The 13,989-nt window shown below is 71.7% G+C and carries 13 protein-coding genes and 2 tRNA genes; 4 read left to right on the top strand and 11 right to left on the bottom strand.

Annotation, left to right across the window (positions count from 1 at the left end; all coding sequences use genetic code 11):
- Window positions 1-51: 51 nt before the first annotated feature.
- The gene (locus ACIRRH_RS00255; protein ID WP_403059466.1) at window positions 52-909 is read left to right on the top strand and encodes a hypothetical protein; all 858 of its coding nucleotides are present in this window, start codon (window positions 52-54) and stop codon (window positions 907-909) included.
- A gap of 68 nt (window positions 910-977) precedes the next feature.
- On the opposite strand, the gene clpX is transcribed toward ACIRRH_RS00255, so the two are convergent.
- The 5 genes from clpX to ACIRRH_RS00230 all read right to left on the bottom strand — a co-directional run bounded on the left by clpX (window position 978) and on the right by ACIRRH_RS00230 (window position 5,929).
- Window positions 978-2,267 (bottom strand): ATP-dependent Clp protease ATP-binding subunit ClpX, encoded by a 1,290-nt coding sequence (clpX, locus tag ACIRRH_RS00250; protein WP_045696864.1) that lies wholly within the window; start codon window positions 2,265-2,267, stop codon window positions 978-980.
- 279 nt (window positions 2,268-2,546) lie between these two features.
- Complete coding sequence (locus tag ACIRRH_RS00245; protein ID WP_224277476.1) at window positions 2,547-3,209, bottom strand: ATP-dependent Clp protease proteolytic subunit; 663 nt, start codon at window positions 3,207-3,209, stop codon at window positions 2,547-2,549.
- A 56-nt stretch (window positions 3,210-3,265) separates the two neighbouring features.
- Complete coding sequence (locus ACIRRH_RS00240) at window positions 3,266-3,886, bottom strand: ATP-dependent Clp protease proteolytic subunit (protein WP_392884367.1); 621 nt, start codon at window positions 3,884-3,886, stop codon at window positions 3,266-3,268.
- A 269-nt stretch (window positions 3,887-4,155) separates the two neighbouring features.
- Complete coding sequence (gene tig / locus ACIRRH_RS00235) at window positions 4,156-5,550, bottom strand: trigger factor (RefSeq protein WP_403059464.1); 1,395 nt, start codon at window positions 5,548-5,550, stop codon at window positions 4,156-4,158.
- A 305-nt stretch (window positions 5,551-5,855) separates the two neighbouring features.
- Window positions 5,856-5,929: transfer RNA gene (locus ACIRRH_RS00230), tRNA-Pro, on the bottom strand.
- Between the two features lie 182 nt (window positions 5,930-6,111).
- Between ACIRRH_RS00230 and ACIRRH_RS00225 the strand changes: the two genes are divergently transcribed.
- A tRNA-Gly gene (locus ACIRRH_RS00225) sits at window positions 6,112-6,182 on the top strand.
- A gap of 87 nt (window positions 6,183-6,269) precedes the next feature.
- Here ACIRRH_RS00225 and ACIRRH_RS00220 read toward each other — a convergent pair.
- Entirely contained in the window at window positions 6,270-6,827 is a 558-nt protein-coding gene (locus ACIRRH_RS00220) for a hypothetical protein (RefSeq protein ID WP_403059462.1), read from the bottom strand.
- A gap of 179 nt (window positions 6,828-7,006) precedes the next feature.
- Between ACIRRH_RS00220 and ACIRRH_RS00215 the strand changes: the two genes are divergently transcribed.
- The gene (locus tag ACIRRH_RS00215; RefSeq protein WP_403059460.1) at window positions 7,007-7,798 is read left to right on the top strand and encodes a DUF6348 family protein; all 792 of its coding nucleotides are present in this window, start codon (window positions 7,007-7,009) and stop codon (window positions 7,796-7,798) included.
- A 33-nt stretch (window positions 7,799-7,831) separates the two neighbouring features.
- On the opposite strand, the gene ACIRRH_RS00210 is transcribed toward ACIRRH_RS00215, so the two are convergent.
- From ACIRRH_RS00210 to ACIRRH_RS00195, 4 genes are all read right to left on the bottom strand, one after another.
- The gene (locus ACIRRH_RS00210; protein WP_049648957.1) at window positions 7,832-8,029 is read right to left on the bottom strand and encodes a hypothetical protein; all 198 of its coding nucleotides are present in this window, start codon (window positions 8,027-8,029) and stop codon (window positions 7,832-7,834) included.
- Between the two features lie 477 nt (window positions 8,030-8,506).
- Complete coding sequence (locus ACIRRH_RS00205) at window positions 8,507-9,733, bottom strand: PP2C family protein-serine/threonine phosphatase (RefSeq protein ID WP_403059458.1); 1,227 nt, start codon at window positions 9,731-9,733, stop codon at window positions 8,507-8,509.
- 476 nt (window positions 9,734-10,209) lie between these two features.
- Window positions 10,210-10,695 (bottom strand): ribose-5-phosphate isomerase, encoded by a 486-nt coding sequence (locus ACIRRH_RS00200; protein WP_363393271.1) that lies wholly within the window; start codon window positions 10,693-10,695, stop codon window positions 10,210-10,212.
- Window positions 10,696-10,783: 88 nt separating this feature from the next.
- On the bottom strand, window positions 10,784-11,383 hold the full coding sequence (locus tag ACIRRH_RS00195) for a biotin transporter BioY (RefSeq protein ID WP_403059455.1): 600 nt from the start codon (window positions 11,381-11,383) through the stop codon (window positions 10,784-10,786).
- 266 nt (window positions 11,384-11,649) lie between these two features.
- On the opposite strand from ACIRRH_RS00195, the gene ACIRRH_RS00190 reads away from it, so the two are divergent.
- Window positions 11,650-13,074: an amino acid permease gene (locus tag ACIRRH_RS00190; protein ID WP_403059452.1), complete on the top strand. Its 1,425-nt coding sequence runs from the start codon at window positions 11,650-11,652 to the stop codon at window positions 13,072-13,074.
- Between the two features lie 81 nt (window positions 13,075-13,155).
- Here ACIRRH_RS00190 and ACIRRH_RS00185 read toward each other — a convergent pair whose 3' ends face one another.
- Window positions 13,156-13,788 carry a DsbA family protein gene (locus tag ACIRRH_RS00185; RefSeq protein WP_403059449.1) on the bottom strand — a complete coding sequence of 211 codons (633 nt, stop codon included), beginning with the start codon at window positions 13,786-13,788 and terminating at the stop codon, window positions 13,156-13,158.
- Window positions 13,789-13,989: the final 201 nt, after the last annotated feature.

Below are 13,989 nucleotides of genomic sequence, written 5' to 3'. Positions count from 1 at the left end.
CGACTCGGCATCACGACAGGCCGCGGGTGCGGCGGGGGAGCACGGACGCAGATGTACGGCCAGGGACAGCAGTACCCGCAGGGACAGCCGCAGCCCTACGGGGGCCGGCCCCCGTACGGCCAGCCGCCGCAGCAGCCCTACGGCGCACCCCCGCCCCCGTACGGCCAGCCCCAGTACGGTCAGCCCCCGTACGGCCAACCGCAGTACGGCCAGCCGCAGCCCTACGGCGCACCCCCGCAGCCGTACGACGTTCCGCCGCAGGCGCCGTACGGACAGCCGGGCTACCCGCCGCCGCAGTCGAAGGGCAGGGGCGGCCTGGTGATCGGGCTGGTGATCGGCGCGCTGGTGCTGGCCGGCGGCGGCTTCGCCGCCTGGAAGTTCCTCGGCGGCGGCGGCGACCAGGGCGGCCGGTACAAGATGACCGCCCCGGAGAGCGTCGCGGACGGCTACTCCCAGAAGTCGGCCGAGGAGAAGACCGTCGAACCGAACAACCCGGAGGCGGCGAAGTTCGGCAAGGACCTCCACGTGATCGCGGCCAGCTACAGCCGGGGCACCGACCTCGACACCTTCACGGTGCTCGGCGTCTACGGGGATCTCAACGACCCCGGACAGATCATCGAGGACGCCAAGAAGACCACCGGCGATACCACCTGGACCACCCCGCTGACCGCCTTCCCGGCCCGCGACAGCAGGAACTCCTCGGCGAAGCTCTCCTGCGGCGTGATCAGCCTCCTGGGCAAGCCCGGCCCGACGGTCTGCGTGTGGGCGGACAGGTCCACCACCGGCCGGGTCACCTTCAGCAAGGTGAACCTGAACGGCAGCGGGAACATCACCGGCCAGGACACCACCCTGTCCCAGGCCGCCGACAAGACCAGGGCGCTCCGCGATGCCATGGTCGTCGCCAGGTGACACGGTGCACGAGGAGGGGCCCCGCACCGGATCCGGTGCGGGGCCCCTCCTCGTGCGAAGGCCTCGGGTCAGGCGCTCTTCTCCCGGCGCTCGCGCTTGATCATGTCGCGCGGCACCAGGGTGGGGATGGCGTGCTTGGAGACCACGTCGCCGGTGACCACCACGCGGGCGACGTCCTGGCGCGAGGGGACCTCGTACATCACGGACATCAGCACCTCCTCCATGATGGCCCGCAGCCCGCGCGCGCCGGTGCCGCGCAGGATCGCCTGGTCGGCGATCGCCTCCAGCGCGTCCCGGGAGAACTCCAGCTCCACGCCGTCCAGTTCGAACAGCTTGCGGTACTGCTTGACCAGCGCGTTGCGCGGCTCGGTGAGGATCTGGAGCAGCGCCTCACGGTCCAGGTTGTGCACGCTGGTGATCACCGGCAGACGGCCGATGAACTCGGGGATCATGCCGAACTTCACCAGGTCCTCGGGCATCACCTGGCGGAAGTGGTCACTGGCGTCCGACTCCCGCTTGGAGCGGATGTTGGCACCGAAGCCGATGCCCTTGGCACCCGCGCGGCCCTCGATGATCCGCTCCAGACCGGCGAACGCACCGCCGACGATGAACAGCACGTTGGTGGTGTCGATCTGGATGAACTCCTGGTGCGGGTGCTTGCGCCCGCCCTGCGGCGGCACCGAGGCGGTGGTGCCCTCCAGGATCTTCAGCAGGGCCTGCTGCACGCCCTCGCCGGAGACGTCCCGGGTGATCGACGGGTTCTCGCTCTTGCGCGCGACCTTGTCGATCTCGTCGATGTAGATGATCCCGGTCTCGGCCTTCTTGACGTCGTAGTCGGCCGCCTGGATCAGCTTGAGCAGGATGTTCTCGACGTCCTCGCCGACGTAGCCGGCCTCGGTCAGCGCGGTGGCGTCCGCGATCGCGAACGGCACGTTGAGCATCCGGGCCAGGGTCTGCGCCAGCAGCGTCTTGCCGGAGCCGGTGGGGCCCAGCAGCAGGATGTTGGACTTGGCCAGCTCGATGGCGTCCTCACGGCCGTTGCCGCCGCTGCGGCCCGCCTCGCCGGCCTGGACACGCTTGTAGTGGTTGTAGACGGCCACCGACAGCGCCTTCTTGGCGAGGTCCTGACCGACCACGTACTGGTCCAGGAACTCGTAGATCTCGCGCGGCTTCGGGAGTTCCTCGAAGCGCACCTCGGAGGTCTCGGCGAGTTCCTCCTCGATGATCTCGTTGCACAGGTCGATGCACTCGTCGCAGATGTACACGCCTGGGCCGGCGATCAGCTTCTTCACCTGCTTCTGCGACTTGCCGCAGAACGAGCACTTGAGCAGGTCGCCACCGTCTCCGATGCGTGCCACGAGGTGCTTCCCCTTCGCCAGGGGCCCCGCAGGGGTTCCGGGGCCTGGTGCTGTGGACCGTCAACGCCGACGGCGCTCGGTCTCGCTATCCGACGGTACTCTGCCGGGCCCGTGATTCCGGCCTCTTCGCCAGGTCTGCCCTACGCCCTGGGCGAATTGATACCGAACAGATGCCGTCGCACGGGCCCGCCGATGGGCCGGGGCGGGGTGCGCCACCCGCGTGCGCACCCCGCCCCGATGGGCCCCTCCAGCCCGTCGCGGGCCGGGAGGGAGCCGACCTCAGGAGGTCAGCGAGGTCTTGCGGGTGGTGATGATCTGGTCGACCAGGCCGTACTCGACGGCCTCCTCGGCGGTGAGGATCTTGTCGCGCTCGATGTCGTCGCGCACCTGCTCCGCCGTCTTGTTGGAGTGCTTGGAGAGCATCTCCTCCAGCTGCTCGCGCATCCGGAAGATCTCCTTGGCCTGGATCTCCAGGTCGGACACCTGGCCGCGGCCGGTCTCGGTGTACGGCTGGTGGATCAGGATGCGGGCGTTCGGCAGCGCCATCCGCTTGCCGGGGGTGCCGGCGGCGAGCAGCACGGCCGCGGCGGAGGCCGCCTGGCCCATGCAGACCGTGGTGATGTCCGGCTTCACGTACTGCATCGTGTCGTAGATGGCCGTCAGGGCCGTGAACGAGCCGCCGGGCGAGTTGATGTACATCTGGATCTCGCGGTCCGGGTCCATCGACTCCAGGCACAGCAGCTGCGCCATGATGTCGTTCGCCGAGACGTCGTCGACCTGCGAGCCGAGGAAGATGATGCGCTCCTCGAACAGCTTGGCGTACGGGTCGTACTCACGGATGCCCTGCGTGGTGCGCTCGACGAAGCGCGGGACGATGTAGCGGCCCTCGGCGCGCATGTCCTCGACGCGGGCCTTGGCGGCCGACAGGCTGGGGATGTTCATGGGGGTCCTTGTCCTCCGGGGCGTTGGGGCTGTGGTCTCGCGGGCCGGGCCGAGGCTCAGGCAGCGCCCGTGCCGCCGCCGCCGGGGACGTCCGCGGCGCTGTGCATGATCGCGTCGATGAGGCCGTACTCCAGGGCCTCCTCCGGGGTGAACCAGCGGTCGCGGTCGGAGTCGGCGGTGATCTGGTCGAAGGACTGGCCGCTGTGGTGGGCGATCAGCTCGGACATCCGCTTCTTGGTGCGGAGCAGCTGCTCGGCCTGGATCCGGATGTCGGTGGCGGAACCGCCGAGGCCCGCGGAGGGCTGGTGCATCAGGATGGTCGAGTTCGGCAGCGAGAAGCGCTTGCCCGGGGCGCCCGCGGTGAGCAGGAACTGGCCCATCGAGGCCGCCATGCCCATCGCGATGGTGACGACGTCGTTCTTGATGTACTGCATGGTGTCGTAGATCGCCATGCCGGCCGAGATCGAGCCGCCCGGGGAGTTGATGTAGAGGAAGATGTCCTTGTCCGGGTCCGCGGCCAGCAGCAGCAGCTGCGCGGTGATCTTGTTGGCGATGTCGTCGTCGACCGCCTGGCCGAGGAAGATGATCCGCTCGTTGAGCAGCCGGTTGTAGACCTGGTCGCCAAGGCCGCCGAGCACGTCACCAGCGGCGGCGTGCGGCGCCATCGGGCCAGGCATCTGCATCTGCGGGAACGTCACTTAGCCACCTGCTCAGTCGATTTGGACGGTCGCTCCACGGCCGTCGCGGTGTCGCACAGCGTCCGGGTATCACGTCGTGATTGTTGCTGTCCAAGGACCCTAACGTGCAGGCCGGGCCGCAGAATCCCTCACGCAGAACTGTTCGCTGTGAGCGCAGGGTCGCGGCGGCCGCCGACGGGACGACAACGGGCCCGGACACCGTACGGCGTCCGGGCCCGATGCAGCCTGAAAGGGGGCTACCGGGGCACTCAGGCCTCGGTCTTCTCCTCGGCGGCGGTCTCCTCGGCGGCGGCGGCCTCGACGGTCTCGGCCGTCTCGTCCTCGTCGTCGAAGTTGATCTCGTTGCCCTCGGTGTCGGCGACCTTGGCGGCCTCGACCACGGTGGCCAGCGCCTTGCCGCGGGCGACCTCGCCGACCAGCAGCGGAACCTGACCGCCCTGGACGACCTGCTGCGCGAACTGGTCCGGGGTGAGGCCGGAGCCGGCGGCGCGGCGGATGAGGTGCTCGGTCAGCTCCTCCTGGTTAACACCCAGCTCCTCGTTGGCGACGATCTGGTCCAGGACGAACTGGGTCTTGATGCCCTTCTTCGCCTGCTCCTCGATCTCCGCGTCCCACTCCTCGCGGGTCTTGCCCTGGGTCTCCAGGTACGCGTCGATGGTGAGGCCCATCGGCTGGAGCTGGTGGTGCTCCACGTTGTGCTTGCGGGTCTCGACCTCGTCCTTGAGGAGCTTCTCGGGGTACTCGATCTCAACCAGGGCGAGCAGCGCGTCCAGGACCTTCTCCTGGGCCTGGGTGGCCTGGTCGTACTCCTTCATGCGCTCCAGGCGCTTGCGGGAGTCGGCGCGCAGGTCCTCCAGGGTGTCGAACTCGCTGGCCAGCTGGGCGAACTCGTCGTCCAGCTCGGGCAGCTCCTTCTCCTGGACGGCGGTGACGGTGACGGTGACCTCGGAGGTCTTGCCCGCCTGGGTGCCACCCTTGAGCTCGGTCTCGAAGGTCTTCTCCTCGCCGGCGGACAGGCCGACGACGGCCTCGTCGATGCCGTCGATCAGGCGGCCCGAGCCGATCTCGTAGCTGACGCCGCTGGCGGTGCCGTCCTCCGGCACCTCGCCGTCGACCTTGGCGACCAGGTCCACGACCACGATGTCGCCGGCAGCGGCGGCGCGCTCGACGTCCTTGACCGAGGAGAAGCGCTCGCGCAGCTGCTCCAGCGACTTCTCGACGTCCTCGTCGGAGACGGCGATCGGGTCGACGGTCACCTCGATGGAGGAGAACTCCGGCAGGGTGATCTCGGGACGGACGTCCACCTCGGCGGTGAACTTCAGGTCGCCGCCGTCGGCGATCGTCTCGACACCCTCGATGTTGGTGATGTCGGGCTGGCCGAGGACCTCGATCTTGCCCTCGTCGACGGCCTGCGTGTAGAAGCGCGGCAGGGCGTCGTTGACGGCCTCCTCCAGCACGGCACCACGGCCGAAGCGCTGGTCGATGACCCGGTTCGGGATCTTGCCCTTGCGGAAGCCCGGGACCGAGACCTGCTGGTTGATCTTCTTGTACGCCGCGTCGAGGCTGGGCTTGAGCTCCTCGAAGGGCACCTCGACGGTGAGTCGAACCCGGGTCGGGTTCAGAGTCTCGACGGCGCTCTTCACGGTTAGGTCTCCTATGGGCTTGCGGTCAGGTTGTCTCCGCCCGTCCCCGTCACCCGGCCGGAGCCGGAACGGGGGTCGGACGAGACGGGCGATGGGCGGTTGGAGCTGCATCTCCCGTGGGGTGGACGGTGAGCTTGACTCCTCGCCCTCGTGCGGTTGACCTGGGTGGACGCCACAGGGACTACCGCCAGCGCCCCATCCTACCGGTACCACGAAAGGCGGACGCCAGACGCCACCGTATCGCCGTCACGAAGCTTCGACACAGAACAGGGCCCCGCCCCGGTGGGCGAGACCCTGCCGCACTGTCGGGGTGACCGGATTCGAACCGACGGCCTTCCGCTCCCAAAGCGGACGCGCTACCAAACTGCGCCACACCCCGTGGTGCCGAGAGGAAGCGTACACGCCGGGCCTGCACGGCTCGCCGACTTGATCCGCGCGGGCGCGACAACGACACATACCGCGCGGGCGCGCGGGGGGTGTGCGCAATGCGGTGTGCACTCGGGCGGCCGGACCAGGTACGCTGTTCCCCGAACTTCCGGCCGGTCACGGCTGGGGGGTCGTGCGGGCGTAGCTCAATGGTAGAGCCCTAGTCTTCCAAACTAGTCACGCGAGTTCGATTCTCGTCGCCCGCTCTCCGGTCCGGCCCCGGTGTGCCCAGCACACCGGGGCCGTCGGCGTTTCCGGGGTCCCCGCAGCACCCGGACCCCGGAGCCCGGGTCTCAGAGCCCGAGCCGGGCGGCCCGGACGGCGGCCCGGTCCAGCAGCCGGTGGACGTCACTCTCCCGGGTGGTCGGGCGGTCGTTGTACTCGTCCGGGGAGCGCGCCGGGCGGCCGGTGGCGTGCAGCACCTCCATCACCTGGACCCGGGCGGTGCGCACGGTGGCCGGGGTGCCGTAGCCGTGCGCCAGGACGGCGGCCTGCGCGCCGAGCAGGCAGACCCGGCCGGCCGCGTCCCACATCGCACCCTGGAGCCAGCCGTGCGCCCCGATGTAGCGGGAGGCGAGCCGGAGGTGGTCGGCCGTGCTGACCGGGACGGGGCGGGCGGGCCGGCCCAGCGCCCGGTCGAGCAGGGTGGCCCGGGGCTCGGGGTGGCCGGCCTGCCAGGGCCTCAGGGTGCTGCCGTAGGGGCAGGCGTACGGCAGCGGGGTGCGCGCGGGGGCGGGCAGCGAGGCGAGGTAGGCCTCGATCTCGGCGACCAGCCCGGAGGCGGCGGGGCCGAACGGGGGCGGCCCGGGGGCGAGGAGGACGGGCGGGGGCGGGGCGGTGGTGCGGGGCATGCGGGTCCTCCGGGCGGACGGCCTTCAGGTTCCGCTGCCCAAAGTGGGGCATTCGGGACTTTTTCGCGACCGGAGGGTCGCGGGGTCCGAACGGTTTCCCGGTGGGCTGTCGGGCCGATAGCCTCGGCGGCGTTCGAGCGCGACCTCAGCTGCCGCGCTCCCGAGGTGGAGGAGTCCCGGTGCATCCGCAGGAGCGACTGGCCGTCATACAGCGCTGTGTGGTGCGGGAGATGGCGCGACTGGGCCAGGTGTTCCACCCGGAGGGCGAGGTGGTCCGCGGCCCCGGCACCACGGCGGTGGCGGTCCGCGAGCACCCCGGGGACGACGGCGCCGGGCACGTGGACCTCGGCTTCGTGCTGCACCTGGGCCGGGCGGACGCCCCGGTGGTGTGGGACTGCGCGGCCGGCCTCGGCAAGACCGAGGAGGAGAAGCTCGCCAACGCGGTGAAGATGTGGGCGACCACCACCGCCTCGGTGCTGGTCGAGCTGGCGGACGGCCGCGGGGTGCACGCCGACCGCCCGGACCTGCCCGAACTCCCGGGCTGGCACGCGGTGCAGGGGCCGGCCGCGGTGTTCGGCTTCGGCAACGAGCGGCTGGCGGGCTGGCTGGCCGAGCACCGGGTGCTGCCGGCGCTGGCGCCCGCGCTGCGCGGGGAGTTGACCGGGCCCGGGCCGGTGGGCGTCAAGCTCTTCCTGGGCGGGAAGGCGGGGGACGACGTCGCCGAGGTCCGGGTGGGCGGCGAGGTGTCGGAGGCGGCGTCGGCGGCGCTGCGCGCCCTGGACTGGCCACGGGGGGAACGGCTGTGCTGGGCAAGGCTGTTCGTCCTGTTGACGGCCGAACCGACCATGCCGGGGTGGACCGCGCAGGCGGGTGCCGGGGCACCCGCACCGATGCGTGTCCCGGCCCCGGCGGCGGCACGCCCCCGGGGACTGTTCGCTCGCTGGCGGGAGGCCAGACGGGCCGGCCGATGACCCCTCGGCAGGGGTGCGGACGGCCCGGCCGGATCAGCCGCCGGTGATGCCGGAGATGCTGTGCGCGAGGTTGGCCAGCAGCGAGTTGATCGAGGTCGCGACCGTGGTCTCGTGGAGCATGAAGCCGAACAGGGCGGCGACGATCGCGTGCGGGATCTTCATCTGCTTGTTGCGGATGAAGATGATGCACAGGATCGCGAACAGGACCAGTGCGGAGACGGAGAGTGCCACCCGGACTCACTTCCTCGTTTTCATAGCGGGGTGCCACCGCCCGGCGGCACCTGCGAAAGCCGGACCCCGGTCTGTCCGACGGTCCCGAGGCGGAATCGCGGACCGTCCGGCACACCGCCGGTGAGGGAGCCCACGGTCGACCGCTGTCTGTCGTGTCGCACCTGACGCCCCCATCCCCCGAATCCTGAACAGTCCCGCCCGGACTCAGTGTGGTCGACCGTGCCGATTGCGTAAAGGTCTGACAGTCAGCCCAACGCCGATATCCTGCGATGCGAGACGAGTTTCCGCCGACCGGGACGATAGCGGAGCCGTCATGACGAATCGTCGGCGGGGCCGTGCTGAGCGGCCGGAAAACGGCCATGGGCGGGTAGCGGAAGCCGCTGGTCCGGTCAGTCGACGGGGCGTCCGATTTGGCTGAAGATCAGCTACCAGGCTTGACAGCGGCGGCTGCCCGCGGCATGTGCCGGGCGGAAGGCGTCAGTCGCGCCAGATCAGCAGCACCGCACGGTCGTCGTTGATGTCCCGGGCGACCGTCTCGATCAGCGCGGCCGCGGCGCCCGTGCCCGTGCCGGGTCCGCCGCCGGGCACCAGCCGGTCCGCCTCCCCCATCAGCCGGTCCATGCCCTCCGCGAGGTCCCGGCCCGGCGCCTCGACCATGCCGTCGGTGCACAGCATCAGCACGTCGCCCCGGTTCAGCCGGCCGCGCACGCCCTCGAACTTGGCACCGTCGTAGATCCCAAGCAGCGGGCCGTCGGCCTGCTTGACCTCCCAGCGCCCCTCCCCGGCGAGCCGCTGCATGCCCGGCAGGTGCCCGGCGGAGAGCAGCTCGTACTCTCCGGTGTCCAGGTCCAGCACCAGGTGGACGGCGGTGGCGAAGCCCTCCTCCCAGGACTGGCGCAGCAGGTAGCCGTTGGCGGCGGGCAGGAAGTCGTGCGCGGGCAGCGAGCCGACCAGTCCGCCGAAGGCACCGGAGAGCAGCAGTGCGCGGGAGCCGGCGTCCATGCCCTTGCCGGAGACGTCCGCGAGGACCACCTCCAGCAGCCGCTGGCCGGGGCCGGTGCGGGCGGCGACCACGAAGTCCCCGGAGAAGGACTGGCCGCCGGCCGGGCGCAGCGCCATGTCCGCGTGCCAGCCGTCCGGCAGCTCGGGCACCCGGCTCTGCACCCGCAGCCGCTCGCGCAGGTCGAACAGCATGGTGGATCCGCCCCACCAGGGCACTCCCACCCGGGCCCGGAACTGGGCGAGCAGCAGGCCGCCCACCCCGGCGGCGCCGACCACCAGGGCCGCGCCCGGGGTCACGCCGTAGAGGTAGGCCTCGGGGTTGTCGCTGGCGACCCGCTGGCCAGTGTGGATCACGGACTCGGAGGAGAGGCCGAGCGCGGCCAGCGCGTAGAGCACCACCAGGCTGCCGGGGCGCAGCAGCAGGGCGCCGGCCAGGATCGGCAGGACCAGGGAGGTGGGCGGGGCCCAGTCGGGGAACCAGATGTTGAGCAGGATCAGCAGCGGGACGAGCAGGGCGAGCGCGCAGAGCACGGGCCAGTCGGCGGCGCCGCCGCGGAAGTAGTCCACACCGGCCGTGCGCAGCCTTCGGCGGACCCGGCGGACCCTCTTGCGCAACCGGGCCGTCACGGACTCGGACGCCGGGGTGGCGCCGGGCCTCGTCGCAGTCGTCTGGGGCGGTGTGCCCGGCGCTCTGCCAGCCATGGGGTCCGACCCTATCCACGGGCACCGCCCGGCGTCGACGGGCCGGGGGCGGGCACGGGCGCCGGAGCGCGGGGCGGGCAGTGGGTTTCGGCCGATCGGGACGGTTGCGGGCGTGCCGTCAGGAGTCGTACGCGGGTTGGGCCTACGGACCGCGCGGGCGGCGCGTGCGCCCCGCGCGCGGGGGTGTCCGCGCGCCGTGCCCTGTGGCCGATCCCACAGGCGGTGCGGGGCCGCTCCGGGCCCGTCGCGTGGCTCCCGGGGGCTTCCCGGACCTTCCCGGAGACGGCGGGGGGGGGGGGGGGCCGGGGGGGGGGGGGGGGGCCGGGGCGGGGGGGGGGGGGGGGGGGCCCCCGGGGGGGGGGGCCGGGGCGGGGGGGGCGGCGGGCGGGGGGGGGGCCCCGCCCCCCCCCCCCGCCGGGGGGGGGGGGGGGGCGGGGGGGGGGGCCCCCCCCCCCCCGGGAAGGGTGGGTGGCGGATCAGCCCTGCGGGTGGTGGGCCGGGATCGGCGGGAGCTCGCCGGTGGTCTCGTACTCGCTCAGCATCTCGATCCGGCGGGTGTGCCGGGGCTCGCCGCTGTACGGGGTGTCGAGGAAGACCTCGACGAACTTGGTGGCCTCCTCCAGCGTGTGCATGCGGCCGCCGATGGAGATCACGTTGGCGTTGTTGTGCTGACGGCCGAGCTCGGCGGTCTGCACGCTCCAGGCCAGCGCGGCCCGGACGCCCTTGACCTTGTTGGCGGCGATCGCCTCTCCGTTGCCCGAGCCGCCGATCACGATGCCCAGGGCATCCTCGTCGGCGGCGGTGCGCTCGGCGGCGCGCAGGCAGAACGGCGGGTAGTCGTCCTCGGCGTCGTAGATGTGCGGCCCGCAGTCGACCGGCTCGTGGCCGGCCCCCTTGAGCCACTCCACGAGGTGGTTCTTCAGTTCGTATCCGGCATGGTCGGAGCCCAGGTACACGCGCATGCCATGAGTGTGGCATGCGCGTGCGCCCGGGCCCGACAACGGGGGCGCGGCAGGGTGGGTCGGCCGGGCGGGTCGGCCGCCGGGTGGGTCAGCGCCGGCCGAGCAGCTTCCAGGCCAGCGGCAGGGCGCCGGCGGCGAAGGCGGCCTTGAGGGCGTCGCCGACCAGGTACGGGTAGAGGCCGAGCTCCGCGGCGCGGGCGAGCGACACGTGCAGCGACAGGGCCAGGTACGGGACGCCGACCGCGTAGATGGCGAGGCTGCCGAGGACCATGGTGACGACGGTGTTGACCGGGGTGCGGTCGGCGCCGCGGCGGGCCAGCGCGCCGGTCAGGGCGGCGGCGAGGACGAAGCCGAGCACGTAGCCGAAGGAGGCCATCGCCCAGCCCGAGGTGCCCTCGGCGAACCAGGGCAGGCCCGCCATGCCGACCAGCATGTACAGCACGAGCGAGGCGACGCCGCGGCGGGCGCCGAGCGCGGTGCCGACCAGCAGGGCGGCGAAGGTCTGGCCGGTGACCGGCACCGGCGAGCCGGGCACGTTCACCGACAGCTGGGCGGCCAGGCCGGTCAGCGCGGCGCCGCCGGCCACCAGGGCCAGGTCGCGGGCCTGGGCGCCGAGGCGGGTGGAGGCGGCGGGCAGCAGGTCGGCGAGGACGGCGCGGCGCGGTATCGGGGTGGTGGCAGTGGCCATCGGGGCTCCTCCGTGAGAGTCCAGGTGAGTGAACACCTGTGAACCTACGCGGTGATCCACTGGGCGAACGGCACGGTTTCGGACAAACCCCCACCCTCGGGCGTTGTCGGAACCGGCCCGGAGCAACTCCAGGTCACAACATGATCACGGTAGGTTTCGGCACGGTCCGCATGGTGGGCCCCGATCGAACATTCTTGGCATGGACAGGGGTGTCGCCGGATATTGGACAGCTCATGCCGCATACCGCACAGTCTGGAACCACCCCTATGGCCCCCACTTCCACGCCTTTGGCGACCGGGACCCCTGACGGCACCCAGCCGGCCGCAGCGCCGGCATCGGGTGGCCAGCAGCTCTCCCACGGGCTGAAGCAGCGCCACCTGTCCATGATCGCCCTCGGCGGCGTGATCGGCGCGGGCCTCTTCGTCGGCTCCGGCGCCGGCATCGCGGCCGCCGGACCGGCGATCATCCTGGCGTTCGCGCTCTCCGGCCTCCTGGTCATGCTGATCATGCGGATGCTCGGTGAGATGTCCGCCGCCCGCCCCGCCTCCGGATCGTTCTCGGTGCACGCCGAGAAGGAGATCGGCCCGTGGGCCGGGATCACGGCCGGCTGGATGTACTGGGTGATGCTGTGCTGCGGCGTCGCCGCCGAGGCCACCGCCGCCGGGAAGATCGTCAACGGCTGGATACCCGGCGTCTCCGCCTGGGTCTGGGTCGGCCTGTTCATGGTCTTCTTCTGCGCCAGCAACCTCACCGCGGTGAAGAACTTCGGCGAGTTCGAGTTCTGGTTCGCCGCGATCAAGGTCGCCGCGATCGTCACCTTCCTGGTTCTCGGCGGGCTCGGCATCGCCGGCGTGCTCGGCCCCGGCGCCCCCGGCACGACGAACCTCACCGGCCAGGGCGGCTTCCTGCCCAACGGCGTCGACGGGCTGATCGTCGGCCTGCTCGCCTCGGTCTTCGCGTACGGCGGTCTGGAGACCGTGACCATCGCCGCCGCCGAGTCCGAGGACCCCAAGAAGAACGTCGCCAACGCCGTGCGCACCGCGGTGTGGCGGATCGCGATCTTCTACATCGGCTCGATGGCCCTGGTGGTCACCCTGGTCTCCTGGAAGGACCCGGCGGTCGTCGCCGACGGCCCGTACGTCACCGTGCTGCGCCACCTCGGGGTGCCCGCGGCCGGAACGATCATGCAGGTGGTGGTGCTGATCGCGCTGCTGTCCGCGATGAACGCCAACATCTACGGCGCCTCCCGGATGGCGTACTCGCTGGTCGGCCGCGGCCAGGGCCCCAAGGTGCTGGCCAAGGTCAGCGGCGGGGTGCCGCGCATGGCCGTGCTGGCCTCCTGCCTGTTCGGCTTCGGCGCCGTGCTGGCCGCCAAGTTCTGGCCGGCCACGGTGTTCACCTGGCTGATGAACACCACCGGCGTGGCGATCCTGGTGGTCTGGCTGTTCATCTGCGCGGTCCAGCTGCGGATGCGCCGCCGGCTGGAGCGCGAGGCCCCCGAGCTGCTCACCGTGAAGATGTGGGGCTTCCCGTACCTCACCTGGATCGCAATGGCCGCGGTGGCCGGCATCCTCGCCCTGATGACCACCACCGAGGGCAACCGCGAACAGCTGTACGCGGCCGGTGTGCTGGTCACGGCGCTCGTCGTCGCCGGGCTGCTCAAGCAGCGCCGGGACGCCGCCCTGCGCTGACCTTCCCGTTCCACGCACGGCGAGGGCCCGGTACCGAGCGGTACCGGGCCCTGCCGCGCTTCCGGAGCCGTTCCCCGGGACTTACTCGAAGGACGGGCCGTCCGTGCGGGTGCGCTTGATCTCGTAGAAGCCCGGGGTGGAGGCCACCAGCAGGGTGCCGTCCCACAGCCGGGCCGCGGCCTCGCCCTTCGGGGCCGGGGTCACCACCGGGCCGAAGAAGGCCACCCGCTCGCCGTCCACGCCCTCGACCGCGATCACCGGGGTGCCGACGTCCTCGCCGACCAGGGTGATGCCCTCCTTGTGCGAGGCGCGCAGGGCCTCGTCGTACGCGTCCGTGCCGGCCGCGTCGGCCAGCTCGGCGGGCAGGCCCGCCGCCACCAGGGCCGCCGCCACGGTCTCCCGGTTCTGCGGCAGGCCCTGGTTGTGGAAGCGCACGCCCAGCTCGGTGTAGAGCCGGCCGAGCACCTCCGGGCCGTGCTGCTCGGCGGCGGCGATGCAGACCCGCACCGCGCCCCAGGCGTTGTCCAGCATCTCCCGGTAGTTCTCCGGGAGGTCCCGGTGCTCGTTGAGCACCGACAGGCTCATCACGTGCCAGTGCACGTCGACCGGACGCAGCTGCTGGACCTCGATCAGCCAGCGGGAGGTCATCCACGCCCACGGGCAGGCCGGGTCGAACCAGAAGTCGGCGGTCTTGCGCTCAGCGGCAGTCGTCACTGCGTGTCGTCCTTCGTGAGTGGTCCGGGGCAGGGAGGAATTCCACCCCGGCAACGCCAACACCCGCCCGACACCGCTGATTCCGGCCCTGGCGCGACGGACTGTGCAATGGTACTGACGACACGGGGCGTGAAAGGATGGCCCCGCGTGCGCGGAGCACACCCCGCGCCGAGACCGCACCACCCACAGGCGCACCACCGT

This window comes from Kitasatospora sp. NPDC101235 (genome assembly GCF_044767505.1).
In the GTDB taxonomy this organism is placed as follows: Bacteria; Actinomycetota; Actinomycetes; order Streptomycetales; family Streptomycetaceae; genus Kitasatospora.
The sequence above is the reverse complement of the archived record's forward strand: the minus strand, read 5'-3'. Positions and strand labels throughout refer to the sequence as shown.